Origin of the sequence: Streptomyces sp. SDr-06, assembly GCF_003324565.1 — a bacterium.
GTDB lineage: Bacteria > Actinomycetota > Actinomycetes > Streptomycetales > Streptomycetaceae > Streptomyces.
The window spans coordinates 63,345-88,982 of sequence record NZ_QOLA01000014.1 but is presented as its reverse complement, the minus strand read 5'-3'; the positions used below and the strand labels follow the sequence as shown (position 1 = coordinate 88,982).

Genomic DNA, 25,638 nt, shown 5'->3' with positions numbered 1-25,638 from the left:
TGCGGCTGACCGAAGCGGAACAGGGTCCCGGCCCCTGCATGCCCAATGGTGGCTCGATATATATCTTGACGTCAAGAGACTTCACATCGACAGACCCTCTACACTGATCGCCATGGAGGACGAGGTCGACCGGTTGGTCGCAGCATGGCGCCGAGAGCGCCCGGACCTCGACGTGGAACCACTCGAGGTGCTCAGCCGGGTCAGCAGGCTGGCCCGCCATCTCGACCGGGCCCGCAGGCTGGCGTTCGCCGAGCACAGCCTGGAGCCCTGGGAGTTCGACGTGCTGACGTCGCTGCGGCGCGCGGGCGCGCCCTACCAGCTCTCCCCCGGCCAGTTGCTGACCCAGACGCTGGTCACCTCGGGCACCATGACCAACCGGATCGACCGGCTCGCCAAGAAGGGCCTGGTCGAGCGGCTGCCCGACCCCAGCGACCGGCGCGGGGTCCTGGTCCGGCTCACGCCCGAGGGGCGCGACCGGGCCGACCAGGCGCTGGCCGGTCTGCTGGAGCAGGAACGGGCCATCCTCGGCGAGCTCAGCCGGAACCAGCGGGTCGAACTGGCAGCCCTGCTACGCCAGTTGACCGCCCCGTTCGACAACATCCCCGGCTAGGTCGACCGGGCCCACGCCCGCCCGCCGGGCCAGCGCGACCGCCGCGAGCGTGGAGTGCACGCCGAGCTTGCCGAGCACGTTCTGCATGTGGGTGCGCACCGTGTGCGGGGACAGGAAAAGCCGCTCCGCGACCGCCTTGCGGCCGAGCCCGGCCACCATGCAGCGCAGCACCTCGCGCTCGCGCGGGGTCAGCGACTCCACCAGCCGCTCGGACTCCGTACGGTGCTTGCGGGCCGCCGTCAGCTCGCGCAGTACGCCGGTGAGCAGGGCGGGCGGCAGATGCGTCTCGTCGCGCAGTACGCCCCGGATGACGGCGAGCAGCCGTTGCAGCGAGCAGTCCTTGGCGACCCAGCCGCAGGCGCCGGCCTGGAGGGCGAGGGCCGCGCGGCGCGGGTCGTCCTTCTCGGCGAGTACGACGGTGCGCACCGCGGGCTGGCCCGTACGGACGCCCGCGACCAGCGAGATGCCGTCCACCAGGCCCTCCGCGCCGCCGTCGGGCACCGCGCGGGCCACCGGGACCGTCGCCGACGTTCCCAAGTCGGCGTCGACGAGCATCACATCGAATCTGCGGCCCTCGGCGGCGCCCCGTTCCAGGCAGCGCAGCGCCGCGGGGCCGCTGCCGGCGGCGGCGACGTCCACGTCGGGCTCCGCCGCCAGGGCCGCGGCGAGCGACTCGGCGAAGATGCGGTGATCGTCCACCACCAGAACTCGGATACGTACCAAGTGACACCCCCAGGGTCGGGGGACGGACCGGTACGGGTACGGCGCCCGGAGCCGGGATCACCGCAGTCGCACGGCCGCCGCCGTGCACTGAGTACTACCCCACCCCGGGCGACGTACCCGACTGTCTCGCCCCCTGATCAACACCGGCCCCCACCGGTGCTGTGCATCAGCGTAGGGCTGTGGGCGGCGAGGGGAAGGCACTTTGCAGAACTGATTGAACCCGTACGGCTACTTGGCGTGCCCGAATGTTTAGGGTGAGTTCCATGTTTCGTATCGAGACAGAAGTGGACAAGGACCGGCAGGTGCAGCTGCGGCGGCGGCTGCGCGATACCAACACCGAGCGCTCTCCCGTGCTGCGGGCGCTGCGCGGGACGGGGTCGGAGAAGGAAGTTCCGCTTCACGCCTGGGGGTTGAACGAGGAGGGGCTGCTGGCGGGGGGCCTGGTGGGGCGTACGTGGGCGGGGTGGCTCCATGTCGACCTCCTGTGGATCGACGCGGGGCTGCGGGCCGCGGGGCTCGGCACCCGACTCCTCGCGCGGGCCGAGGAGTTGGCCTCCGCGCGGGGGTGCGGGTTCGCCCGGGTCCAGACGTGGGACTTCCAGGCGCCCGGCTTCTACCGCAAGCGGGGGTACGAGGTGGTGGCGGCCATCCCCGACTATCCTCCCGGGGTGACGGAGTACACCCTGACGAAGCGCCTCCCTTGACGATGCGCGCACCCCTGGGGCTCCGCCCCAGACCCCGGCGGGTTTTCCCACCACCCGCCCGTGCAGCGGGTTGGATGGTTCGGCTTCTGGGGGCTGCGCCCCCAGGCCCCCCCCTCCCGGGGCTCCGCCCCGGACCCCGTTCGCGCCTGAACGGCGCTCGTCCTCAAACTCCCCCAAGGCCTAAGGGCCGGGGGGCCCATGACGGGCTGAAATGCCCCATGCGGGCCCGCACCAGCACCGCCAGGGGCGCGCGGAACTGCGCGAGAAGCGGGCACGGTCCGCAGCCGACCGGTATCCGGCCCCCCTCCCCCGGAGGGTTATGGGAAGGGGCGGGGTGGGGCGGAAGGTCAGGCCAGGCGGCGCGCCCCCGCCGCCGGGGTCGCCTCGAACACTCTCGGGCCGGTCAGGCCGGCCCGCTCGAAGGCCGCCGTCAGGGACTTCGTCACCGGCTCCACCCCGCCCTCCTCCACCAGCACGATCGCCGAGCCCCCGAACCCCCCGCCCGTCATCCGCGCCCCCAGCGCCCCGGACGCCACCGCCGTCTCCACCACCAGGTCCAGCTCCGCGCAGGAGACCCGCAGGTCGTCCCGCAGGGAGGCGTGGCCCTCGGTGAGGACGGGGCCCACCTCGCGGACCTCGCCCGCCGCGAGCAGGGACGCCACCCGCGCCACCCGCTCGTTGTCGCTCACCACATGGCGTACGTAGTCCCGGACGAGCGGCGAGGTCAGTTCGGCGAGGGCGGAGGGGAGGTGCGCGTAGGGGACTTCGCGCAGGGTCCGTACACCCAGCTCCCGCGCGCCGCGTTCGCAGCCGGCGCGCCGTTCGGCGTACGCGCCGTCTCCCAGCGCGTGCTGCACGCGGGTGTCGACGACGAGCAGCCGCAGCCCGTGCGCGGGCAGGTCGAAGGGGATCTGGCGCCGGGACAGGTCCCGGGCGTCCAGGTGGAGCACATGGCCCTCGGTGCAGCACGCCGACGCCGTCTGGTCCATGATCCCGCAGGGGACCCCGACGAAGTCGTTCTCGGCCCGCTGCGCGAGCGAGGCCAACTCCGGCAGGGACAGAGGCAGTTCGTACAGGTCGCGCAGGGCCAGCGCGGTCACGACCTCCAGGGCCGCCGACGAGGAGAGGCCCGCGCCCGTCGGCACCGTCGACCGCAGGTGGAGGTCGGCGCCGGGCACCTCGTGCCCCGCCTGGCGCAGGGCCCACACCACGCCCGCCGGGTAGGCCGCCCAGCCCGCGCCGGACAGCGGGGTCAGCTCGTCGGGGCGGAGCTCCACCACGGGGCCCGCGATGTCCGCCGAGTGGATCCTCAGCACCCCGTCCGTGCGCCGGGACACCGCCGCGACCGCGGTGTGCGGCAGGGCGAGCGGCATGACGAAGCCCTCGTTGAAGTCGGTGTACTCGCCGATGAGGTTGACCCGGCCGGGCGCCGCCCACACTCCGTCCGGCCCGTGCCCGTACAACTCCCGGAACGCGGTGGCCACTTCACTCATCCGTGTGCTCCGCTCGCCTCGCGAACGCCCAGGCGTCCGCCACGATTTCGGCGAGGTCGGCGCGCGAGGGCTGCCAGCCCAGGCGTTCGTGGGCGCGCGCCGCGGAGGCCACCAGGACCGCCGGGTCGCCGCCGCGCCGGCCCACCACGACCTCGGGGATCGCGTGCCCGGTCACCTTGCGTACGGTCTCGACGACCTCGCGGACCGAGAACCCGTTCCCGTTGCCCAGGTTGCAGACCAGGTGCTCGCCCGGCGTCGCCGCGTCCAGCGCGAGCAGATGGGCCTCGGCCAGATCCGCCACGTGGATGTAGTCCCGTACGCAGGTGCCGTCGGGGGTCGGGTAGTCGTCGCCGTAGACCGAGATCGCCTCCCGTTGGCCCAGCGCCACCTGAAGCACCAGCGGGATCAGGTGGGACTCCGGGTCGTGGCGCTCGCCGCAGCTCCCGTACGCGCCCGCCACGTTGAAGTAGCGCAGCGACACCGCGGCCAGGCCGTGGGCCGCGCACTCGCCCGCGATCATGTGGTCGACCGCCAGCTTGGAGGCGCCGTAGGGGCTGGTCGGGGCGGTCGGGTCGGTCTCGGTGATCGGGGTCGAGACGGGCTCGCCGTAGGTGGCGGCGGTGGAGGAGAAGACCAGCGTGCGCACGCCCGCCTCCCGCATCGCGGCGAGCAGCGCCATCGTGCCGCCGACGTTGTTCGCCCAGTACTTCTCGGGGGCCGTGACCGACTCGCCCACCTGCGAGAACGCCGCGAAGTGGAGGACGGCGTCGAAGGAGGGGTCGAGCCGGGCGGCCGCGTCCTGGACGCGGGCCTCGATGAACGCGGCCCCGGCGGGGACGGCCTCGCGGAACCCCGTCGAGAGGTCGTCCAGGACGGTCACGGCGTGACCGGCCTCGACCAGGTGGGCGGCCACCACGCTGCCCACGTAGCCCGCACCACCCGTCACCAGGTACTTGCTCACTCGCTTGCCACCTCTCGCAGTCGCTCGGCCGCGGCCTCCGGCGGCACGTCGTTGATGAACACGCTCATGCCGGACTCGGAACCCGCGAGGTACTTCAGCTTGCCGGAAGTGCGTCGGATGGTGAAAAGCTCGAGATGGAGCCCGAACTCGTCCCGGTCGAGCGCCTCCTCGCCGCGGAACGGCGCCTGGTGCCAGGCGGCGATGTAGGGGGTGGGCGGCTCGTCGGGCCCGAAGATCCGGTCGAAGCGCCTCAAGAGTTCCAGATAGATCTGTGGGAACTCTGTGCGCGCCGCGTCGTCCAGGGCCCGCAGGTCCGGCACCCGCCGCTTGGGGTGCAGGTGCACCTCGTAGGGCCAGTGGGCCGCGTACGGCACGAACGCCACCCAGTGGTCACCCTCCAGGACCACCCGGGTGCGGTCGCCGAGTTCGCGCTCCACCACGTCGTCGAAGAGGTTGCGGCCGCCCGTGCGCTCGCGGTGTTCGGCGAGCGAGCGCAGCATGAGGGCGGTGCGGGGGGTGGTGAAGGGGTAGCCGTAGATCTGGCCGTGCGGGTGGCCGAGGGTCACGCCGATCTCGGCGCCCCGGTTCTCGAAACAGAACACCTGCTGGACCTGCGGGAGTTCGGCGAGTTCGGCGGTGCGGTCGGTCCAGGCCTCCAGGACGAGGGCGGCCTGCTCCTCGGTGAGGTCGGCGAAGGAGGCGTCGTGGTCGGAGGTGAAGCAGACGACCTCGCAGCGGCCGGAGTCGCCCGCGAGCGAGGGGAAGCGGTTCTCGAAGACCACGACGTCGTAGTCGGCGGCCGGGATCTCGCTGAGGCGCCCCTCGCGCGAGGGGCACAGGGGGCATTCGTCGGCGGGCGGGTGGTAGGTGCGGCCCTGGCGGTGGGAGGCCACGACCACGGTGTCGCCGAGCAGCGGGTCGCGCCGGGTCTCGGACGCGGTCGACACCGGGTCGAGCGGGCGCCGGTCCGACTCGTCCCGTACGAGGTCGTCACGGGAGTCGTAGTAGAGCAGCTCACGACCGTCGGCGAGCCGGGTCGACGTCTTCTTCACCTGCAACCTCCACCATCCAACAGAACCGCACACAACAAACCACAAGCCAACAGGCTCCGTCAATGGGCGCGCAAGCGGTTGCCGTGGATGCCCCCATGCGGTGGAGCATCTCTGCTCGATCACAATCAAACAAACAATCTCATCAAAACTGTTCAGTTTCTGAACATCGAGGCGTAGGTTCCCGTCCGGATCAGTAAGCGCGACGAAGCGAGTACGCATGCAATACCTGGCCGCGGGGCTCCGGCTCCCCACCAACGGGCTCGACTACACGATTCTGGCGATCTACTTCATCGTCGTCCTGGGCATCGGCTTCGCCGCCCGAGCCAGCGTGAAGACCAGCCTCGACTTCTTCCTGTCGGGCCGCTCACTGCCGGCCTGGGTGACCGGACTCGCCTTCGTCGCCGCCAACCTCGGCGCCACCGAGATCCTGGGCATGTCCGCGACCGGCGCCCAGTACGGCGTCGCGGTCGTGCACTGGTACTGGATCGGCGCGATCCCGGCGATGGTCTTCCTGGGGCTCGTGATGATGCCCTTCTACTACGGCTCGAAGGTCCGCTCCGTACCGGAGTTCCTGCTCCAGCGCTTCGACAGGTCGGCGCACCTGCTCGCCTCGGTGCTCTTCGCCTTCGCCGCGGTACTGATCGCGGGCGTCAACCTGTACGCCCTCTCGATCGTCGTGGAGGCGCTGCTCGGCTGGCCGCAGTGGGTGGCGATCGTCGTCGCCGGGCTCTTCGTGCTCGCCTACATCACCATCGGCGGGCTCTCCTCGGCGATCTACAACGAGGTGCTCCAGTTCTTCGTGATCCTGGCCGCGCTCATACCGCTGACCATCCTGGGCCTCAAGCGCGTAGGCGGCTGGGACGGCCTGACCGGGTCGCTCAGGGCGAGCCACGGTGACAACTTCCTGTCCGCGTGGGGCGGCACCGGCATCGGCCAGGCCAACCCGCTGGGCGCCAACTGGCTGACCATCGTGCTCGGCCTCGGCTTCGTGCTCTCCTTCGGCTACTGGACGACCAACTTCGCCGAGGTGCAGCGCGCGCTGTCCGCGAAGAACCTCAGCGCGGCCCGGCGGACCCCGCTGATCGCCGCGTTCCCGAAGATGTTCATCGTGTTCCTGGTGATGATCCCGGGCCTGGTCGCGGCCGTGCTCGTGCCGAAGATCGGCACCGCGGGCTCGGACCTGACGTACAACGACGCGATCCCGCTGCTGATGCAGGAGCTGCTGCCCAACGGTGTGCTCGGCATCGCGGTCACCGGTCTGCTCGCCGCGTTCATGGCGGGCATGGCGGCCAACGTGTCGTCGTTCAACACGGTGTTCACGTACGACATCTGGGCCAAGTACGTGAAGAAGGACCAGTCCGACGGGTACTACCTGCGCTTCGGGCGGCTGATCACCGCGATCGGCGTGCTGGCCTCGATCGGCACGGCGTTCATCGCCTCGTCCTTCTCCAACATCATGGGCTACCTCCAGACCCTGTTCTCCTTCTTCAACGTGCCGATGTTCGTGGTGTTCGTGATCGGCATGTTCTGGAAGCGGGCGTCGGTGAAGTCGGGGGTGTGGGGGCTGCTCGCGGGCACCTCGGCCGCGATGGTCAACTACTTCTGGATCTACAAGCAGGGCGTCATCTCGATCCCGACCGACCAGGGCGCCAACTTCGTCTCCGCCATCGTCGGGTTCGTGGCGGGCGCGGTGGTGATGGTGGCGGTCACGCTGTTCACGGCGCCCAAGCCCGCGGCCGAGCTCGCGGGGCTGGTGTACGGCACGAAGTCCCCCGGCGTCGAGGAGCCGCCCGCCGAGGGCGACAGCGCCTGGTACCGCAGGCCCGCCCTGCTCGGCTGGGGCGCGATCGTGCTGGCCGCGCTCTGCTACGTCCCCTACTCGTTCTGAACCGGAGGTCCTGACATGTCCGAACTGCAGCGTGAAGTCTCCGAGTTGGAGCAGAAGTCGGCGTCCGCGGCGCGGCTCTTCGACATCCGCCGGATCATCGGGGGGCTTTTCACCCTGTACGGGGTGATCGTCGGCGGGGCGGGGGTGTTCGCCTCCGACGCGGACCTGAAGAAGGCGCAGGGTGTCAACATCAACCTCTGGACCGGCGTCGGCATGCTGGTCCTGGGCCTGTTCTTCCTGACCTGGCTGAAACTCCGCCCCCTGCCCGCCCGGGAGGAGTGAGAACCTCGCGCCGCGGGCCACCTGCGCGATCGAGTGCGGGTCGATGGTCGCTCGTCGCGCAGTTCCCCGCGCCCCTGAATCCGGCCGGACCGGCCGCCCACAGGCCGCCCAGGCGCTGCCGCCGCTTTACGGCCGACTGCGGCCCGACGGTGGCTGATCGCGCAGTTCCCCGCGCCCCTGAACAGCACTGCCCGCAACTCCGCCAAGGGGCGCGAGGAACTGCGCGAGCGGGCGCCACGATCCGCAGCCGAACGACCGACCGCGCGGCGGAGCCGCACATCGCACCCCGCCAAGGGGCGCGGGGAACTGCGCGAGCGGGCGGCACGATCCGCAGCCGAACGACCGCGTGGCGGGGCCGCACATGACACCCCGCACGGCCCCGCGCAGGCGGAACCGCCCGGCCGCTAGGGCGTCTCCGCGGGGGCCGTCGGCTGGGTCGCGCGGTCCAGGAGGCCCGTACGGGCGGCCAGGGCCGCGGCCTCCAGGCGGGAGCCCACGCCCAGTTTCATCAGGACCCGCTGCACATGGGTGCGGGCGGTGGAGGGGGCTATGCCCATGCCCGCCGCGATCAGCCGGGTGTCCTCGCCGTCCGCGACCCGGACCAGGACCTCCACCTCGCGCGGGGTGAGCAGGTGCAGCAGCCGCTGGCCCTCGTCGTCGGGCTGAGCCGCCGGGTTGAGGAGCTCGGCGAAGGCGCCCTGGAGGAGCTGCGGCGCGACCGCCGCCTCCCCCGCCCTGGCCTTCACCATCGCCCGCTCGACGCCCTCGATGCGCTCGTCGTGGCGCACGTAGCCGGACGCCCCGGCCGCGAACGCCGCCGCGATTCCGCGCGGGTTCGGCACCGGGCCGAGGACCACCACGGCCACCTGCGGCCGCTCCCGTTTGATGCGGACGATCGGGTCGAACACCCCCGGTTCGGCGGGCGAGGCCGTGCCGAGCAGGCACACCTCGGGCGCCCGGCTCACCACCAGTTCGGCGGCCCCGGCGACCGGAGCCGCCGCGGCGAGCACCCGGTGACCCCGCAGTTTCAGCGCCGAGGCGAGTGCCTCGGCGAGCAGCCGGTGGTCGTCGACCACCATGAGCCGCACGCCCATCGAGCTACCCCCATCCCGCGGGCCCCCCAGCTCTTCGAGCCGAGGGCAGCCCACTCGGACCCCCGGTCCCCGGCCCCTTCTGCCCCGGCAAGCTACACGCTTGTTCGACGCCGCGCGCCCCTTACCGGTAAGAAGCCCCCGGAATGCCGAATTCTCCGGCATTCAGGCCCGGTTGAGGAAGTACGGGGAAGTACGAGGTGAAGTAAAGGGGCGAACTCGGCCCATCTCCCGCCCCTTTGCGCGCCCCGGACCTGCGAGGGGAACGCATGGCCGAAAAAAGCGCGGGAAATACCGAAGGCCCCGGCGGCGGAGAGGAACTCCGCCGCCGGGGCCTTCGCCGTCTGCGGCTCAGCCGGTGCCGGTCGCCATGAACAGGAACTTCTTGTCGGCGTCGCTCGCCGAGTACGGCTTGCTCAGCAGGACCGCGCCCAGGTACAGGCGGCCGTTTCCGTAGCGCATCTCGGAGTACTTCGGCGAGAACGACGTGATCGCGTCGCGGACCGCACGGTCGGCCGGGTTCTCCAGGAGCAGCGTCGACTTGAGGCTGCCGCCGTCGATGCTGACGACCTGGGTGCCCTTGTCGTACGGGGCGTCCTTGTAGGCGATGACGTTGTTGCCGTCCATGCGCATCGGGTACAGCGTGTAGCCGTCGCCGGCGTCCGCCTTGCCGGGCACGGGCCGGCCGGTGGCGAGGTCGAAGGCGACGATCTCGTTGGTGCGGCCGATCGAGCCGGAGCCCCCGGCGTTCTCGTGCTGCTCGGTCGGCACGTACAGCTTGCCGTTGCCGGCCGTGACCATCGTGCACTTCTCGACGGAGGTGCTGTCGCAACTGGCGGCGTACTTGTCGCCGGGCGCCGGGATGCGGGCGAGCAGCTTGCCGGACTTGGCGTCGACGGAGAAGAAGTCCGAGATGCCGCTGCCGTCGCCCGCGCTGTCGCCGACGTCGGCGGCGAGCACCAGCGGGCTGGTGGAGACGATGTGGGCGTACTGGATGCCGGGCATCATCTTGTACGTGGAGGCGGGCTGGCCGGTCTTGGGGTCGAGCGGCTGGATGTTGATGGTGGGCTTCTGGTAGTCGCCGCACTTGCGGACGGCCACGAGTGCGTCACCGCCGCCGTAGCCGACGTCCTTGCACTGGTCGGCGGTGGTGGTGGGCTTCCACAGTTCCTTGCCGGTGTTCAGGTCCCAGGCCGCGCCGCCGTCGAGGCCGCCCGCGGCGACGGTGCCCGCGCCCAGGGTGACCTCGTCGAAGCGGGTCTTGCGGTCGCCGTTGGCGCCCTTGATGTCCGCCTGCCACAGCAGCTTGCCCGTGTTCAGGTCGAGGCCGGCGACCTCGGTGCAGGAGGCGTACTTGGCGCCGTTCTCCTGGGTCTCGAAGGCGAAGGCGGTCTTGCCGTCGGCCGAGACGTGCGCGGTCGACTGGCAGACGTTGCCGGTCAGCGGCAGCTTCCAGAGCTGGGTGCCCTTGGCCGGGTCGTAGCCGACGATCTCCTTGACGCCGGACTTGGCGTACACCTTGTCGGTGAGCCAGGAGCCGTGCACCGCGGTGAGGTCGGTGACCTTGGGCTGGGGCGTCTGGAAGAGCACCTTGGCGGAGGTGTTGGCGGGCGCCTTCTCCTTGCCGCCGCCACCGGTCGCGCTGCCGCCGGCGTCGCCCTTGGCGCCGCCACTGTCACCGGACTTGGCGTCGCTCTTGCCGTTGTCCTTGGTGGCGTACCAGATGCCGCCGCCGACGATCAGGGCCACCGCGACGACCGCCGCGATGATGATCGTGAGCTGCGCGTTGAGCTTCTTGCCGCCGCCGGGGCCGGGCGCGCCCGGCATCCCGGGCTGCGGCTGCATCGGCTGGGTGGGCGGCTGGGCCGGGTATCCGTACCCCGCCGGGCCGGGCTGGCCCGGGTAGCCGTAGCCGGGCTGCTGCTGCGGGTTCTGCGGGTAGCCGTAGCCGGGCGGCGCCGCGGGCGGCAGGGTGCCGGGGGCCTGCGGGTAGCCGTAGGCCGGGGGCGGCGGGGTGCTCGGCGGGCCGGCGGGCGGCGGCGGGGTGGGTGCGCCGAAGCCGCCGGCCGGGGGCTCCTGGGGCGCGCCGAACCCGGGGGCCGGGGGCTGCTGGGGGGCGCCGAAGCCCTGGGGCGCGTCCTCGGGCCGCGGGGGCTGCTGCGGTGGCTGGGGTGGCTGGCTCATGCCGGAGGGACCTCTGACTGGAAGGCGGGAACGGGGAGTTGGGGCGTCACTTGCCGAACGACAGGATCGCGTTGTCCTTCTTGTCGGCCTTGGGGGTGCTGACCCGCCCGTTCAGGAGGAAGAACCGGCCGCCCGCCCACGCCACGCGCGGGCTGTAGAAACTCTGCTCGGTACCGGCGGCGGCACCCGGGCTCTGCAACGTGATCGTGGGGCTGCCGCCGGTCGGGGCGAGGGTCGCGACCGCGGCGCCCTCGTCGTCGATGCCGGGCTCGATGTAGACCACGACCTTGCCGCCCTCGACGGCCAGCGGCTCCATCATGCGGCCCTTGGGGGCGGCCGCGTGCCACTTCTCCTTGCCCGTGCCGAGGTCGATGGCGACCACGTCGTTGCTGCGGCCGACGCCGAGCTCGCCGCTGTCCTTGCCCTCGGTGGAGATGTAGAGGGTGTTGGCGTCGGGGGCCGTGCCCGAGCAGTCCTGGAGCTGGCGGGCGATGATGCCGAAGCCGCTGCACTTCGCGGTGAGCTGCGACTTGGAGTCGACCTGCGAGCGGACCTTGCCGTCAGGGGTGAAGGTGGAGATGTTCCACGACTTCTTGTCCTTGTTGGCGGCGTAGACGACCAGCGGGTCCATCGAGTAGACGCGCCGGATCGACCAGCCCTTGTCGTACTGGAAGTTCCACTTGGACTTGCCGGTGGCCGGGTCCAGCTCCTGGAGGAGCTCCGACCGCGGGGCGTCCATGCTGGTGTCGTTGGGGTCGTTGCAGGTGCTGACCGAGATGAGCTTGGGGCCGCCCGCGAACGCGTCGGCGCTGCAGTTGCCGGTCTTCGGGGTGCCGAAGAGCTTCTTGCCGTCGGTGACGGAGAAGCCGCTCGCGCCGCCCATGCGGGCCAGCGTCACCGTGTTGCCGGTGATCGCCATGTCGAAGCCGGTCATGATGTCGAAGAGGCCCTCGGAGGGCACCGCCGTCTTCCAGCCCGCCTTGCCGCCCGCGAGGTCGACCTGCTGGAGCTGGTTGCACTTGGCGTCCTTGGTGTTGTTCTCCTGGACGCCGAAGACGATCTTTCCGTCGGCGGTGGTGTCGTGCGGTGCGCCGCAGATGGGGGTGTCCAGGGACACCTTCCACTTCTCCTGGCCGTCGCCCACCGCGTAGCCGACGATCTCCTTGTACATGGCCTTGACGACGACGTCGCCCAGGCGCCAGGGGCCGTACTGCTCGGCGCCGTTCTGGGTCAGCGGGGTCTCGTTCTCGTGCAGCCAGACCCGCGCCTCGCCGGGCTTGATCCCGCCGTTGATGTCGTTGGAGTCGCTGCCCCCGTTGCCCTTGCCGTCGCCCTTGTCGACGGAGGGCGAACCGGACGGCAGAGCGCCGTGGCTCTTGTCGGCCACCGGCTTCTTGTCGTCGCCGCCGCCGCTCGTCGCCAGGTACACGCCGCCGCCGATGACCAGGAGGCCCGCGACCGCCGCGGCCACGATCACCGCGGGCCTGCCCTTGAACGGGTTCTTGCCGCCGCCGTTCTGCGGCGGCATCGGGGCGCCCGGGTACTGCGGCTGGCCCGGGTAGCCGTAGCCGCCCTGCTGGGTCTGCGCGTAGGGGTTGGCCTGCGTCGGAGCCTGCCCCGGGGCCGCCGGGTAGCCGTAGCCGGGCTGCGGCGGGGGCGCCTGCGGATAGCCGTAGCCGGGCGCGCCGGCCGGCGGGGTCGGCGGCATCTGCGGCGGCTGGGCCGGCGGGGCGGGCGGCATCTGAGGCGGCTGGGACGGCGGGCCCTGAGGCGGCTGGGACGGCGGGCCCTGAGGCGGGGGCGGTCCCTGAGGCTTGTCCTGCGGTGCCCCGAAGCCCCCCTGCGGTGGCTGCGGACTGGGCGGCTGAGTCACAGCGAGATACCCCCGAATTTGCGTCTTTGCGTCTTTACGTCAGTCGAACGGAGCTACTTTCTATCACTCGGAGCACCACACGCCATGGGCCGGTCCACCCCTGTTCCCAAGGGAGAACCGGCCCGTAATGCCGCCGTTACTGACTCTGTACGCCGTCTCTACGCAAGCGCCGCACGACGTCCGTACGCGTGTGCCTCAGGCATCCTCGGCCAGTTCGAGCCAGCGCATCTCCAACTCGTCGCGCTCGGCGATCAGTTCGCGCAGCTCCGCATCCAGTTTCGCCACCTTCTCGAAGTCCGTGGCGTTATCGGCGATTTGCGCGTGCAGACGGGTCTCGCGGTCGGAAATCTTGTTGAGCTGCCGCTCCACCTTCTGGAGTTCCTTCTTCGCGGCGCGGGCGTCCTGCGCGGAGACGGTGCTCGCGGGCTTGGCGGCGCCGGCCCCGGCCGGGGCCGGGGCGGACTCGATCATCCGCCGGCGCCGCTCCAGGTACTCGTCGATGCCGCGCGGCAGCATCCGCAGCGTGGCGTCGCCGAGCAGCGCCCACACGTGGTCGGTGGTGCGCTCGATGAAGAACCGGTCGTGGGAGATGACGACCATGGAGCCGGGCCAGCCGTCGAGGAGGTCCTCCAGCTGGGTCAGCGTCTCGATGTCGAGGTCGTTGGTGGGCTCGTCGAGGAAGAGCACGTTGGGCTCGTCCATGAGCAGCCGCAGCAGCTGGAGGCGCCTGCGCTCGCCGCCGGAGAGGTCCCCGACCGGCGTCCACTGCTTCTCCTTCGAGAAGCCGAACTGCTCGCAGAGCTGGCCCGCGGTCATCTCGCGGCCCTTGCCGAGGTCGACGCGGTCCCGGATCTGCTGGACGGCCTCCAACACCCGCAGCGCGGGCGGGAGTTCGGCGACGTCCTGGGAGAGGTAGGCGAGCTTCACGGTCTTGCCGACGACGACCCTGCCCGCGGCGGGCTGGGCCTCGCCCGCGGTGCGCCAGGCCTCGGCGAGCGCGCGGAGCAGCGAGGTCTTGCCCGCGCCGTTCACGCCGACCAGGCCGATGCGGTCGCCGGGGCCCAGCTGCCAGGTGAGGTGCTTGAGCAGCAGCTTCTCGCCCGCCTGGACGGTCACGTCCTCCAGGTCGAAGACGGTCTTGCCGAGCCGGGCGTTGGCGAACTTCATCAGCTCGCTGGTGTCGCGCGGCGGCGGCACGTCGGCGATGAGCTCGTTGGCGGCCTCGATGCGGTAGCGCGGCTTGGAGGTGCGGGCCGGGGCGCCGCGGCGGAGCCAGGCCAGCTCCTTGCGCATCAGGTTCTGCCGCTTGGCCTCCTCCGTCGCCGCGATCCGCTCGCGCTCGGCGCGGGCGAAGACGTAGTCGGAGTAGCCGCCCTCGTACTCGAAGACGGAGCCGCGCTGGACGTCCCACATGCGGGTGCAGACCTGGTCGAGGAACCAGCGGTCGTGGGTGACGCAGACGAGCGCGGACCGGCGGGCCTGGAGGTGCCGGGCGAGCCACGCGATGCCCTCGACGTCGAGGTGGTTGGTCGGCTCGTCGAGCACGATCAGGTCCGGCTCGCCGATGAGCAGCTTGGCCAGCGCGATGCGGCGCCGCTCGCCGCCGGACAGCGGCGCGATGACGGTGTCCAGGCCCTGGGCGAAGCCGGGCAGGTCGAGCCCGCCGAACAGGCCGGTCAGGACGTCGCGGATCTTGGCGTTGCCCGCCCACTCGTGGTCGGCGAGGTCCCCGATGACCTCGTGCCGGACGGTGGCCTCGGGGTCGAGCGAGTCGTGCTGGGTGAGCACCCCGAGCCGCAGCCCGCCCACGTGCGTGACCCGGCCGGTGTCGGGCTCCTCCAGCTGGGCGAGCATCCGGATCAGGGTGGTCTTGCCGTCGCCGTTGCGCCCGACGACGCCGATCCGGTCCCCTTCGGAGACGCCGAGGGAAACGCCGTCGAGCAGGGCACGGGTCCCGTACACCTTGCTGACTGCCTCGACATTGACCAGGTTGACGGCCATTTCACTCCTGAGCAGGGGGATGGATCGTCGTCCAGGGTAGTCGCCGCGAGCGGTCGGCCCGCCTTCGGTGGACGATCGAGGGTTGAGCAGGAGGCCTGGCGCGCTGCCGGACCGGACGGGCTGGCCGCGTTCCAACCTCAGCCCGTCACCAGGGTGGCGCCCGGGGCCGGGGACGAGGCGGTCCGGGCGGTGCGGCAGGTGCCCGACGCGGTCAGGGCGGTCGCGACGGTGCGGGCCGTCTCCGGGTCGGCGCACAGGAAGGCCGTGGTCGGGCCGGAGCCCGAGACCAGGGCGGCGAGGGCGCCCGCGGCCGTACCCGCGGCGAGGGTGTCCGCGAGCGAGGGGCACAGGGACAGCGCGGCGGCCTGGAGGTCGTTGGACAGGGCGCCCGCGAGCGCCTTCGCGTCGCCGGTACGGAGCGCGTCGAGCAGGGCGGGTGCGGCTACGGGGGCGGTGGCGTCCGGGGTGAGGCGGTCGAACTCGCGGTAGACGGCCGGGGTGGAGAGCCCGCCGTCGGCCACCGCGAACACCCAGTGGAAGGTCCCGCCGACCTCGAGGGGGGTCAGCTTCTCGCCGCGGCCGGTGCCGAGGGCGGCGCCGCCAACGAGGCTGAAGGGTACGTCGCTGCCCAACTCGGCGCAGATGTCGAGGAGTTCGGCGCGGGAGGCGTTCGTTCCCCAGAGTGCGTCGCAGGCGAGGAGCGCGCCCGCGCCGTCCGCGCTGCCGCCCGCCATGCCGCCCGCGACGGGGATGTCCTTGTCGATGTGGAGGTGCACCCGGGGCTCGATCCCGTGCCGGGCGGCGAGGAGTTCGGCGGCCCGGGCGGCCAGGTTCGTACGGTCCAGGGGGACCTGGGCGGCGTCCGGGCCCGCGCAGGTCACGCGGAGCTCTTCGGCGGGGGTCACCGTGACGGTGTCGTAGAGGCCGACCGCGAGGAAGACGTTGGCGAGGTCGTGAAACCCGTCCGGCCGGGCGGGGCCGACGCCGAGCTGGGCGTTGACCTTGGCGGGGACGCGGGCGGTGACGGTGCGGGGGGTCACGGGGCTCCTTCTGGTACGGGGCGCCCCGATTCTCCCTCACGCGAGGCCCACCCCGCGGCCCCCTGCCGGTGCGGCCCGCCCTGCGCGGTTCCGCGCGCCCTCAAACCCCCTTCGATCTGCGGACCGTGCCCGCTTCTCGCGCAGTTCCCAGCGCCCCTTAGCGGTACCGGTGCTGGCCTGCATGGGCAACCTCAGCCCGTCATGGGGGTCCCCCCTGGCCCTTAAGGCCTTGGGGGAGTTTGAGGACGAGCGCCCTTGAGGCGCGACACGGGGTCTGGGGCGGAGCCCCGGGAGGGGGTCAGATTGGGCGGTGTTCGGCGATCGCGGCGAATTGCTCCACCGTCAGCGCCTCGCCCCGCGCCTGGGGCGAGACCCCGGCCGCGACCAGCGCCGCCTCCGCCGCGGCAGGCGAACCGGCCCACCCCGACAGCGCCGCCCGCAGCGTCTTGCGGCGTTGCGCGAACGCCGCGTCGACCACCGCGAACACCTCGGCCCGGGAGGCCGTCGTCGCCACCGGGGCGGCCCGCCGCACCAGCGACACCAGCCCGGAGTCGACGTTCGGCGCGGGCCAGAACACGTTCCGCCCGATGGACCCGGCCCGCTTGACCTCCGCGTACCAGTTCGCCTTGACCGACGGCACCCCGTACACCTTGTTGCCGGGCTTCGCGGCGAGCCGGTCGGCGACCTCGGCCTGGACCATCACCAGGGTGCGCTCGATGCTGGGGAACCGGCCCAGCATGTGGAGCAGGACCGGGACCGCCACGTTGTAGGGGAGGTTCGCCACCAGCGCGGTGGGGGCGGGACCGGGGAGGTCCTGGACGAGCATGGCGTCGGAGTGGACGAGGGCGAAGCGGTCGGCCCGGGCCGGCATCCGCGCCGCGATCGTCGCGGGCAGCGCGGCCGCCAGCACGTCGTCGATCTCGACGGCCACCACCCGCTCGGCCGCCTCCAGGAGCGCCAGGGTCAGCGAGCCCAGGCCCGGGCCCACCTCCACCACCACGTCGTCGGGGCGGACCTCGGCGGTGCGCACGATGCGGCGGACCGTGTTGGCGTCGATGACGAAGTTCTGACCGCGCTGCTTGGTGGGGCGTACGCCAAGCGCGGCGGCCAGTTCACGGATGTCGGCGGGGGTAAGGAGTGCGTCGGGCTCAGTGGTGCTCACCGATACAGCCTACGGCCGCAGTGCGGCCACGGGCTCGACCCCCGGGTCACGAAGAGCTTCTTGGCCCGGTACGTCTGCTCGCCGGCCGGTGCCTGCTCGGGCCGCCCGCTGCCGCCGAGCGCGTGCCAGGTGCCCGCGTCGAACTGGTAGAGCCCGCCGTAGGTGCCCGACGGGTCGAGGGCGCCGGGGCGTCCGCCGGACTCGCAGTGGGCCAGCCCGCTCCAGTTGAGGTGGTCGGCGCCGCCGACGGACGAGGGCGGCGCCTTGGTGCCGACCTTGACCTGCTGGGTGACCGGCGCGCGGACGACCTCCTCCGCGATCTTCTTGGGCTTCTGTTTGACGCCGTTGACGGTGCGCAGCGCGTAGGTGACCTTGCGGGCGCCCTGCCGCCCCTGGCGCACCACGACCTGGGTGCCCGCGAACAGGGTGTCGTCCTTGGTCTTCTCGACCTTGAAGGCGATGGGCTCCTCGCGCACCTCCTTGGTGCCGCTGATCCGCATGACGGTGACGGTCTGCCCGTCGCGCGGGAAGGAGGAGGGTGGCACGGAGGTGGTGTCCTGGCCCTGGAGGGAGATCCCGGCCTCCTGGAGGGCCTCGGCGACGGTGGCCGCGTTGGTGCGCAGGGTGCGCTCGCGCCCGTCCGCCAGGAAGGTCAACGAGCGCTCGGTGCGGACGTCCAGGGTGAGGCCCGCGCGGCCGATCTCCGAGGAGCGGGACGCCGACAGGTAGGCGCCTTCGGCGCGCACGCCGAGCTGGCGCAGGGCACCGTCCACGGTGCGCGCGGTGGTCCACACCTGGCGGCGCTGTCCGTCGAGGGTGAGCTGGACGGGGCGGCCGTAGCGCACCACGACCTCGTCGCCGCCGGCGAGCGCCGCGGCCGGGCCGGGCGCCACGATGTCGTGGGCGCCGACCGGCACGTGTTCGTCGGCGAGGAGTTCCTCGACGTTGTCGGCGAAGGTGTGCATGGTGCGTGGCACGCCGTCGACGGTGAGCTTGACGGCCTTGTCGGTGGCGAGGAAGGCCGAGGTGCCGCCCGCCAGGAAGGCCACGACGAGGGCCTGCGGGAGGAGGCGGCGCAGTGCGTCGGGCCTGCCGGAGGACCTGCGGCGCCGGGCCGCCCGGCGCGCCCCGGCCCTCTCGCCCTCTTCGCGGCCGGGGCGTTCGCGTCCGTCCGGCGCGGGCTCGCGGGGTTCGGGGACGGGGAGCGGGGCGATCTGGGTCTCGTGGTCGGCGTAGGCGGCCGCGGCTGGGCGGCCTCCGAACCGGGGGGCGGGGGGTCCGGAGGGGGGCGCGGGAGTCCGGTCGGCGGGCGCGGTCACCCCGTAAGGCGGCGTGGCCGTGGCGATCGCGGCGCGGTGCCCGCCGCGTGCGGCACGGTGACTGCCCTGCGAATTGCTCACGACGCTCCAGGGTCCGGTCCGATGGTGCGGGCCGGGAGACTAGCGGAGCGACGGTCACTCTCCAAAGCAATTCGACTACGCGGTGTCGTGGCACTACCCTGCACGCCACCCGAAGGAGGCGCATTCCGTTATCGGTCAGTAATCAAACGCGCGCGCGGTGTTGTCCGCGATCGCCGCGGCCAGCACGTCTTCGCCGAGGCCCTTCACGGCCGCCATGGCGCGCACCGTGACCGGAATGAGATACGGCGCATTGGGCCGTCCGCGGTACGGCGCCGGCGTGAGGAACGGCGCGTCCGTCTCGACGAGAACGAGTTCCAGCGGGGCGACGGCGAGAGCGTCGCGCAGCGGCTGGGCGTTTTTGAAGGTCACGTTTCCCGCGAAGGACATGAAGTACCCGGATTCGGCGCAGAGTTCGGCCATTTCCGCGTCACCGGAATAACAGTGGAACACGGTCCGTTCGGGGGCGCCTTCCTCGCGCAGGATGCGCAGTACATCGGCGTGCGCCTCGCGATCGTGAATGACGAGCGCTTTGCCCTGCCGTTTGGCGATCTCGATGTGCGCCCGGAAGGACCTCTCCTGGGCGGCCTTTCCCTCTGGCCCGGTGCGGAAGTGGTCGAGGCCGGTCTCGCCGACGGCCCGGACCCAGGGCAGCGCCGCGAGCCGGTCGATCTCGGCGAGCGCCTCGTCGAGCGCGCCGTCGCCGCCGGGGCCGCGCGCTCCCTGGCGGGACCAGCCGTCCGGGTCGCCGTGCACGATCCGCGGGGCCTCGTTGGGGTGCAGCGCGACGGCGGCGTGGACGTTCGCGTACGCCTCGGCGGTGTCCGCCGCCCACCGGGAGCCCTTCACGTCGCAGCCCACCTGGACCACGGTGGTGACGCCGACGGCCGCGGCCTTCTCCAGGGCCTGTTCGACCGTGCCGTCCTGCATGTCCAGGTGGGTGTGCGAATCGGCCACGGCCACCGCGAGCGGCTCGGGCAGGGGCGGCGGGGCATCCTTGGCACTCATACCGCAGATCCTACGAAAGGCGCGCGCGGCGGACCGTGGGCGGCCCGCTCACGCGCCCCTGGTCACTTGCGGTGGAAGGGGTGCAGAAGGTCCGACAGGTGCCAGTGGTGCTCCGGCTTCACGGTGGCGTCGGCCCCGTCGGCCCCGTGCTGGGGAGCGGGCTGCGTCGGCGCGGGCGCGCGGTGCTGGATCATTCCCTGCTGCGCGGACGACACCCGCCCGGCGCGCATGATGCGCACCACGTGTCCGCCGCAGTTGAGGCAGGTGGGCGAGGACAGCGGGGACGGCACCCGGTCGCCATTGGCCTTGTAGACGACGAATGCCTGGCCCGTGGCGTCTACGTGGTGCTCTATCTCGTACGCCTGCTCCCAGCCATATCCACACCTCATGCACGCGAAGGCATACGCCTCGTGTGCCGTGGTCTCAGCGATCTCACTCATGTGCCGGCTCCTCTTGTCCGCTGGACAAGCTCTTGCGAGCGCTCTTGCGAGCGGGGGCGAAAGGTCCCCGATCCAGGAGACGCCTTTCGCTGCCAAAACGCATCAGGGGCTGTCGAGAGTTGGCGTGGTCTTGGCCTTTCCTAGGGCTGCGTGCTTTTCCCTGCCCCGGTGCGCGGCCTGCGTTTTACTTTTTACGATAGTCCTTTACTGTCCGCGGAGCCCTGACGTGCCGCGTTCTTTGCCGCGACCACCGCGTCGAAGACCTCGCGCTTGGGTAGACCGGTCTCGGCGGCGACGGCCGCGATGGCCTCCTTGCGCCGCTCTCCCGCCTCCTCGCGCACCTGTACGCGCCTGACCAGCTCGGCGGCGTCGAGATCGGCCGGTCCGGTCTCGGGCGCCCCCTCGACCACCACGGTGATCTCGCCGCGCACGCCCTCCGCCGCCCACACCGCGAGGTCCTTCAGCGGCCCGCGCTTGACCTCCTCGTACGTCTTGGTCAGCTCCCGGCACACCGCCGCCCGCCGCTCGGCACCGAACACCTCGGCCATCGCGGCCAGGGTGTCGTCGAGGCGGTGCGGGGCCTCGAAGTAGACCAGCGTGCGGCGCTCGTCGGCGACCTCGCGCAGGCGGCCCAGGCGCTCGCCGGCCTTGCGCGGCAGGAAGCCCTCGAAGCAGAAGCGGTCCACGGGCAGCCCGGACAGGGCGAGCGCGGTGAGCACCGCGGAGGGGCCCGGCACCGCCGTGACCTTGATGTCCTTCTCGACGCAGGCCGCGACCAGGCGGTAGCCGGGGTCGGAGACCGAGGGCATGCCCGCGTCGGTCACGAGCAGCACCCGGGCGCCGCCTTCGAGGGCCTCGACGAGTTCGGGGGTGCGCGCCGACTCGTTGCCCTCGAAGTAGGACACGACCCGGCCCTGGGTGTGCACGCCGAGCGCCTGGGTGAGCCGGCGAAGGCGCCGGGTGTCCTCGGCGGCGACGACGTCGGCGCGCTCCAGTTCGGCGGCGAGCCGGGGCGGGGCGTCCGCGGTGTCGCCGATGGGGGTGCCTGCGAGTACGAGTGTTCCGGTCACACCGACCATCCTCGCAGCCCGCCGCGGCCCCGGCCGCCGGGCCCGGCCACGGGACTCCCATAGGCGAGTTCCCTACGATGGCGCGGTGACCAGTACTGCGCCACAGACCCTGCCGGGCCACGAAGCCGGGGACGAGCCGCCCTCCTGGCAGCACCGCATGCGCCGGTTCGGCCATGTCGCGCGGCCGAGAACCGGGCTGCGCGAGCGCCTGGTGCCTCCGTTCACCCGGCCGTCGGGGCAGCTGTGGACGGTGCTCGGCATCCCCCCGCTGTGGGCGGCGCGGATCGTGCGCTGGTCGGCGTGGGCGGGGCCGCTCCTGGTGACGCTGGTCGCCGGACTCATGCGGTTCTGGCACCTGGGCGCCCCGCATGCCGTGATATTCGACGAGACGTACTACGCCAAGGACGCCTGGGCGCTCATCAACCACGGCTACGAGGGCGACTGGCCCAAGGACATCGACAAGTCGATCCTGGCCAACCCGGACCTCATCGCGGTGCCGACCGCGCCGGGCTACGTGGTGCATCCGCCGGTCGGCAAGTACCTCATCGGCATCGGCGAGAAGATGTTCGGCTTCACGCCGTTCGGCTGGCGGTTCATGGTCGCGGTGCTCGGCACCCTGTCGGTGCTGCTGCTCTGCCGGATCGGGCGCCGGCTGTTCCGCTCCACGTTCCTGGGGTGCCTGGCGGGCGCGCTGCTCGCGGTCGACGGGCTGCACTTCGTGATGAGCCGCACCGCGCTGCTCGACACGGTCCTGATGTTCTTCGTCCTGGCCGCCTTCGGCTGCCTGCTCGTCGACCGCGACCGTACGCGGGCGAAGCTGGCGGCCGCCTTGCCCGAGGGTGAGGACGGGCAATTGCGCCCGGACGCGGAGAGCGCGGCGACCTTGCGGTTCGGCCTGCGGCCCTGGCGGATCGCGGCCGGGATCATGCTGGGCCTGGCCTGCGGCACCAAGTGGAACGGCCTCTACATCCTGGTGTTCTTCTGCGTGATGGCCGTGCTGTGGGACGCGGGCGCCCGGCGCACGGCGGGCGCGGTCAGCCCCTACCGGGCGGTGCTGCGCCGGGACGCGCTCTGGGCGTTCCTGTCCACGGTGCCGGTCGCGATCGCCACGTACATGGTGTCGTGGACGGGCTGGTTCGTCACCGACAAGGGGTACGGGCGGCACTGGGCGGACGGCCGGGCGGGCCTGTCCCCCGACCACGTCAAGCTGCCGGTCATCGGCACCGTCAACCATCTGCCGCAGTTCGACCTCAGCTGGGTGCCGGCCTCGCTGCGCAGCTTCTGGCACTACGAGACCGAGGTCTACAGCTTCCACGTGGGCCTGACCGAGGGCCACACCTACCAGTCGAACCCGTGGAGCTGGCTGGTCCTTGGCCGGCCCGTCTCGTACTACTACGAGAGCCCGAGCCCCGGCACCGCCGGATGCCCCGCGAACACGAGCGGGAAGTGCGCCGCCGAGGTCCTCGCGCTCGGCACCCCGCTGCTGTGGTGGGCCGCCTGCTTCGCGATCGGGTACGTCCTGTGGCGCTGGATCTTCCGGCGCGACTGGCGGGCGGGCGCCATCGCGTGCGGGATCGCGGCCGGGTACCTGCCGTGGTTCATGTACCAGGAGCGGACGATCTTCTTCTTCTACGCGGTCGTGTTCGTGCCGTTCCTGTGTCTGGCGGTGGCGATGATGATCGGCGCGATCATCGGGCCGCCGCAGCCGGCGCGCGGCGCGGCGGCGTCGGCGGAAGCGGGGCTCGCCCCCGGGGAGCGGCGCCGTGCGGTGGGGGCCATCGCGGCGGGTGTGCTCGTCCTGCTGATCGTGTGGAACTTCGTCTACTTCTGGCCGATCTACACGGGCACGGCCATTCCGCTGGACTCCTGGCGCAACCGGATGTGGCTGGACACCTGGGTGTGACGCCGGTCGCGTTCCGGTAACCGTTCGGACAACTGGCGGCCCCCTTGTCACTGCCGTCCCGTAGAGTCCCTCCCAAGTACTCCTTGAACACGTTCAAGGAGTTCGGGGGACTCCTGGGGAGGGGAACTGCGGGATGCGCAGTGGAGCGAAGGTCGCCATCGTGGGCGGGGTGTTCGTGGTGGCCGCCGGAGGCGTCGCGTACGGGGGCTACACGCTGGTGGGCGGGGGTGACGACAAGGGGCCCGGCGGTACGCACACGCAGGGCGCGCCCGCGCGCACCGGCCCGCCGGGCACGGACGAGATCAAGGAGGCCGCCACCGGCTTCCTCACGGCATGGTCGAAGGGCGACGCGGCGGGGGCCGCCGCCCTGACCAACAATCAGCAGGCCGCGTCAACCGCGCTGACCGGCTTCCGCGACCAGGCACACATCACCAACGTGACGGTCGCCGCGGGCGCGCCGAACGGGGCGGTCGTCCCGTACACGGTGAAGGCCGACGTCTCCTTCGAGGGCAGGACGGCCCCGCTGTCCTACGCCTCCCAACTGACCGTCGTCCGGGGCCAGACCACGCACAGGGCGCTGGTCGACTGGCAGCCCGCGGTGCTGTACCCGCAGCTGAAGAAGGACGAGCGCCTGGTGACCGACAAGGCGCAGAACCCCGAGATCCAGGCCGTCGACTACAAGGACCGCCCGCTGACCAAGGAGCAGTACCCCTCGCTCGGCGCGATCCTGGACGGGCTGCGCGAGAAGTACGGCACCAAGGTGGACGGCACGCCGGGCGTCGAGCTCCAGATCCAGGGCAACGGCACCCCGGCGCGCACCCTGATCACGCTGCAGAAGGGCACCCCGGGCAAGCTGAGGACGACGCTCGACGCGGACGTGCAGGCCGCCGCGGAGAAGGCGGTCAAGGGCTTCGGGGAGTCGTCGGTGGTCGCCGTCAAGCCGAGCACCGGCGAGATCAGGGCGGTGGCGGACAACCGCGCCGACAAGTTCCCCGCCTCGCTCCAGGGCCGGGTCGCGCCCGGCTCCACGATGAAGATCGTCACCTCGGCGATGCTGATCGAGAAGGGCAAGGCGGCCGCGGACAAACCGGCCGAGTGTCCGGCGAACGCGATGTGGCAGGGCGTCACCTTCCACAACCTGGACAACTTCTCGATGGACGGCCAGCCCTTCTCCAAGAGCTTCGCCCGGTCCTGCAACACCGCCTTCATCAAGCTCGTCGACGACGTGAACGACGACGGGGCGCTGGGGCGCGTCGCGGCCGACTACTTCGGCATCGGCCAGGACTGGAAGGTCGGCGTGCCGTCCTTCGACGGCAGCGTGCCCGCCTCGGCCGGCGCCGAGACGGCGGCGGCGTACATCGGTCAGGGCAAGGTGCAGATGAGCCCGCTCGACATGGCCTCGATCGCGGCGACCGCGCAGTCGGGCCGCTTCCGCCAGCCCGTCCTGGTGCCGCAGTCCCTGGACGGCCGCGCGCTCGCCCAGGCCGCGCCGCTGCCGTCGGGCATCGCCGCCCAGCTGCGCGAGATGATGCACATCACCGCGACCGCCTCCTACGGGACGGCGACCGAGGCCATGGCGGGCGTCGGCGGCGCCAAGGGCGCCAAGACCGGCTCCGCGGAGAGGGACGGGCAGAACAAGTCGGACAGCTGGTTCACCGGGTACAGCGACGACCTCGCGGCCGCCGCCCTGGTGCAGTCCGGCGGGCACGGCGGCACCGCGGCAGGGCCCATCGTCGCGCAGGTCCTGCGCGCCGGCTGAAACCGCCTCGCATGGCCCGTACACCTACTACTAGCGTGCGGGCCATGAACTCTCCGTACGACCTGGACGACCCGCACGACCCGAGCGGGCGGCGCTCGTGACCCCGACCGTCACCTGCGCGGTGCTGCTCGCGGCCCTCGCGCACGCCAGCTGGAACGCGCTCGCCCACCACCTCAAGGACCAGCTGCTCTCCTTCACCCTGATATCGGGCGGCGGCGCGCTGATCGGACTGCTCGCGCTGCCCTTCGTGCCGGTGCCCGCCGCCGGGGCCTGGCCGTATCTGCTGGTCTCGGCGGCGCTGCACGTCGGCTACATGCTGCTGCTCATGCGGTCGTTCACCCTGGGCGACTTCGGGCAGACGTACCCGATCGCGCGCGGCACCGCCCCGCTGGTGGTCACCGTGCTCGCCGCCGTTTTCGTGCACGAGACGCCGAACGCCTGGCAGGCGGCGGGGGTGGCGGTCGCCTGCGCGGGCCTGGTCGGGGTCGCCCTGTGGGGCATCCGCGGCTCGCGGCCGAACTGGCCGGCCATCGTCGCCGCGCTCGCCACCGGCCTCACGATCGCCGGGTACACCGTCGTCGACGGCGTCGGAGTGCGCGCCTCGGGCTCCTCCGTCGGCTACATCGCCTGGCTGATGCTCCTTGAGGGCCTGGCCGTCCCCGCCTACGCCCTGTACCGCCGGGGCCCCCGACTGGCCGGGGAACTGCGCCCGTTCGCGGCCCGCGGGCTCCTCGGGGCGGCGCTCTCGGTCGCCGCGTACGGGCTCGTCCTGTGGGCGCAGACCAGGGCGCCGCTGGCCCCGGTCGCGGCGCTGCGCGAATCGTCGATCATCGTGGGCGCGGCGATCGGCGCCGTCTTCTTCAAGGAGCGCTTCGGCGCCCCGCGGATCGCCGCGGCGGGCCTCCTGGTGGTGGGCATCGGCCTGATGCTGCGGGCGGGCTGACGCACGACCTCCCGGGACCGGGGCGCGCCGGGCGATGTTCCGGGACTACGGAGG

The 25,638-nt window shown here is 72.0% G+C and carries 21 protein-coding genes; 7 read left to right on the top strand and 14 right to left on the bottom strand.

Annotated elements, in window-relative coordinates; all coding sequences use genetic code 11:
* Positions 1 to 112 precede the first annotated feature (112 nt).
* On the top strand, positions 113 to 610 hold the full coding sequence (gene tamR / locus DT019_RS25625; RefSeq protein ID WP_114039270.1) for a MarR family transcriptional regulator TamR: 498 nt from the start codon (positions 113 to 115) through the stop codon (positions 608 to 610).
* Here tamR and DT019_RS25620 read toward each other — a convergent pair.
* The gene (locus DT019_RS25620) at positions 569 to 1,333 is read right to left on the bottom strand and encodes a LuxR C-terminal-related transcriptional regulator (RefSeq protein WP_114039269.1); all 765 of its coding nucleotides are present in this window, start codon (positions 1,331 to 1,333) and stop codon (positions 569 to 571) included. The genes tamR and DT019_RS25620 overlap by 42 nt on opposite strands.
* Before the next feature lie 263 nt (positions 1,334 to 1,596).
* Between DT019_RS25620 and DT019_RS25615 the strand changes: the two genes are divergently transcribed.
* On the top strand, positions 1,597 to 2,037 hold the full coding sequence (locus DT019_RS25615) for a GNAT family N-acetyltransferase (protein ID WP_114039355.1): 441 nt from the start codon (positions 1,597 to 1,599) through the stop codon (positions 2,035 to 2,037).
* 347 nt (positions 2,038 to 2,384) lie between these two features.
* On the opposite strand, the gene galK is transcribed toward DT019_RS25615, so the two are convergent.
* From galK to galT, 3 genes are read right to left on the bottom strand one after another with little or no spacing between them, the layout of a single operon-like run.
* Positions 2,385 to 3,530: a galactokinase gene (gene galK, locus DT019_RS25610; protein WP_114039268.1), complete on the bottom strand. Its 1,146-nt coding sequence runs from the start codon at positions 3,528 to 3,530 to the stop codon at positions 2,385 to 2,387.
* A complete protein-coding gene (galE, locus tag DT019_RS25605; protein ID WP_114039267.1) occupies positions 3,523 to 4,491 on the bottom strand; it encodes a UDP-glucose 4-epimerase GalE in 969 nt (322 codons plus the stop codon). The genes galK and galE overlap by 8 nt, the downstream gene beginning before the upstream one ends.
* Positions 4,488 to 5,543, bottom strand: a complete 1,056-nt coding sequence (galT, locus tag DT019_RS25600; protein WP_114039266.1) for a galactose-1-phosphate uridylyltransferase — start codon at positions 5,541 to 5,543, stop codon at positions 4,488 to 4,490. The genes galE and galT overlap by 4 nt, the downstream gene beginning before the upstream one ends.
* A gap of 217 nt (positions 5,544 to 5,760) precedes the next feature.
* Between galT and DT019_RS25595 the strand changes: the two genes are divergently transcribed.
* Positions 5,761 to 7,431, top strand: coding sequence for a sodium:solute symporter family protein (locus DT019_RS25595; RefSeq protein WP_114039265.1), 1,671 nt, complete (start codon positions 5,761 to 5,763; stop codon positions 7,429 to 7,431).
* 15 nt (positions 7,432 to 7,446) lie between these two features.
* A complete protein-coding gene (locus tag DT019_RS25590) occupies positions 7,447 to 7,713 on the top strand; it encodes a hypothetical protein (protein ID WP_114039264.1) in 267 nt (88 codons plus the stop codon).
* Positions 7,714 to 8,117: 404 nt separating this feature from the next.
* Here DT019_RS25590 and DT019_RS25585 read toward each other — a convergent pair whose 3' ends face one another.
* The 10 genes from DT019_RS25585 to rsmI all read right to left on the bottom strand — a co-directional run bounded on the left by DT019_RS25585 (position 8,118) and on the right by rsmI (position 20,988).
* Complete coding sequence (locus tag DT019_RS25585; protein ID WP_114039263.1) at positions 8,118 to 8,807, bottom strand: helix-turn-helix transcriptional regulator; 690 nt, start codon at positions 8,805 to 8,807, stop codon at positions 8,118 to 8,120.
* A 348-nt stretch (positions 8,808 to 9,155) separates the two neighbouring features.
* Entirely contained in the window at positions 9,156 to 10,988 is a 1,833-nt protein-coding gene (locus tag DT019_RS25580) for a PQQ-binding-like beta-propeller repeat protein (protein ID WP_114039262.1), read from the bottom strand.
* Between the two features lie 46 nt (positions 10,989 to 11,034).
* Positions 11,035 to 12,729, bottom strand: coding sequence for a PQQ-binding-like beta-propeller repeat protein (locus tag DT019_RS25575; protein WP_223279746.1), 1,695 nt, complete (start codon positions 12,727 to 12,729; stop codon positions 11,035 to 11,037).
* A 327-nt stretch (positions 12,730 to 13,056) separates the two neighbouring features.
* Positions 13,057 to 14,862, bottom strand: a complete 1,806-nt coding sequence (locus DT019_RS25570) for an ABC-F family ATP-binding cassette domain-containing protein (protein WP_114039260.1) — start codon at positions 14,860 to 14,862, stop codon at positions 13,057 to 13,059.
* A gap of 137 nt (positions 14,863 to 14,999) precedes the next feature.
* On the bottom strand, positions 15,000 to 15,902 hold the full coding sequence (locus DT019_RS25565) for a 4-(cytidine 5'-diphospho)-2-C-methyl-D-erythritol kinase (RefSeq protein WP_114039259.1): 903 nt from the start codon (positions 15,900 to 15,902) through the stop codon (positions 15,000 to 15,002).
* A gap of 298 nt (positions 15,903 to 16,200) precedes the next feature.
* Complete coding sequence (gene rsmA / locus DT019_RS25560) at positions 16,201 to 17,064, bottom strand: 16S rRNA (adenine(1518)-N(6)/adenine(1519)-N(6))-dimethyltransferase RsmA (protein ID WP_114039258.1); 864 nt, start codon at positions 17,062 to 17,064, stop codon at positions 16,201 to 16,203.
* On the bottom strand, positions 17,061 to 18,464 hold the full coding sequence (locus DT019_RS25555; protein ID WP_114039257.1) for a resuscitation-promoting factor: 1,404 nt from the start codon (positions 18,462 to 18,464) through the stop codon (positions 17,061 to 17,063). The genes rsmA and DT019_RS25555 overlap by 4 nt, the downstream gene beginning before the upstream one ends.
* A 135-nt stretch (positions 18,465 to 18,599) precedes the next feature.
* Positions 18,600 to 19,469 carry a TatD family hydrolase gene (locus DT019_RS25550; protein ID WP_114039256.1) on the bottom strand — a complete coding sequence of 290 codons (870 nt, stop codon included), beginning with the start codon at positions 19,467 to 19,469 and terminating at the stop codon, positions 18,600 to 18,602.
* A 62-nt stretch (positions 19,470 to 19,531) separates the two neighbouring features.
* On the bottom strand, positions 19,532 to 19,909 hold the full coding sequence (locus DT019_RS25545; protein WP_114039255.1) for a hypothetical protein: 378 nt from the start codon (positions 19,907 to 19,909) through the stop codon (positions 19,532 to 19,534).
* A 191-nt stretch (positions 19,910 to 20,100) separates the two neighbouring features.
* Positions 20,101 to 20,988, bottom strand: a complete 888-nt coding sequence (rsmI, locus tag DT019_RS25540) for a 16S rRNA (cytidine(1402)-2'-O)-methyltransferase (protein WP_189389918.1) — start codon at positions 20,986 to 20,988, stop codon at positions 20,101 to 20,103.
* A gap of 76 nt (positions 20,989 to 21,064) precedes the next feature.
* Between rsmI and DT019_RS25535 the strand changes: the two genes are divergently transcribed.
* The 3 genes from DT019_RS25535 to DT019_RS25525 all read left to right on the top strand — a co-directional run bounded on the left by DT019_RS25535 (position 21,065) and on the right by DT019_RS25525 (position 25,584).
* Positions 21,065 to 22,882, top strand: coding sequence for a dolichyl-phosphate-mannose--protein mannosyltransferase (locus DT019_RS25535; RefSeq protein WP_114039253.1), 1,818 nt, complete (start codon positions 21,065 to 21,067; stop codon positions 22,880 to 22,882).
* A 133-nt stretch (positions 22,883 to 23,015) separates the two neighbouring features.
* On the top strand, positions 23,016 to 24,641 hold the full coding sequence (locus tag DT019_RS25530) for a penicillin-binding transpeptidase domain-containing protein (RefSeq protein WP_114039252.1): 1,626 nt from the start codon (positions 23,016 to 23,018) through the stop codon (positions 24,639 to 24,641).
* A gap of 97 nt (positions 24,642 to 24,738) precedes the next feature.
* On the top strand, positions 24,739 to 25,584 hold the full coding sequence (locus DT019_RS25525) for a DMT family transporter (RefSeq protein WP_114039251.1): 846 nt from the start codon (positions 24,739 to 24,741) through the stop codon (positions 25,582 to 25,584).
* Positions 25,585 to 25,638: the final 54 nt, after the last annotated feature.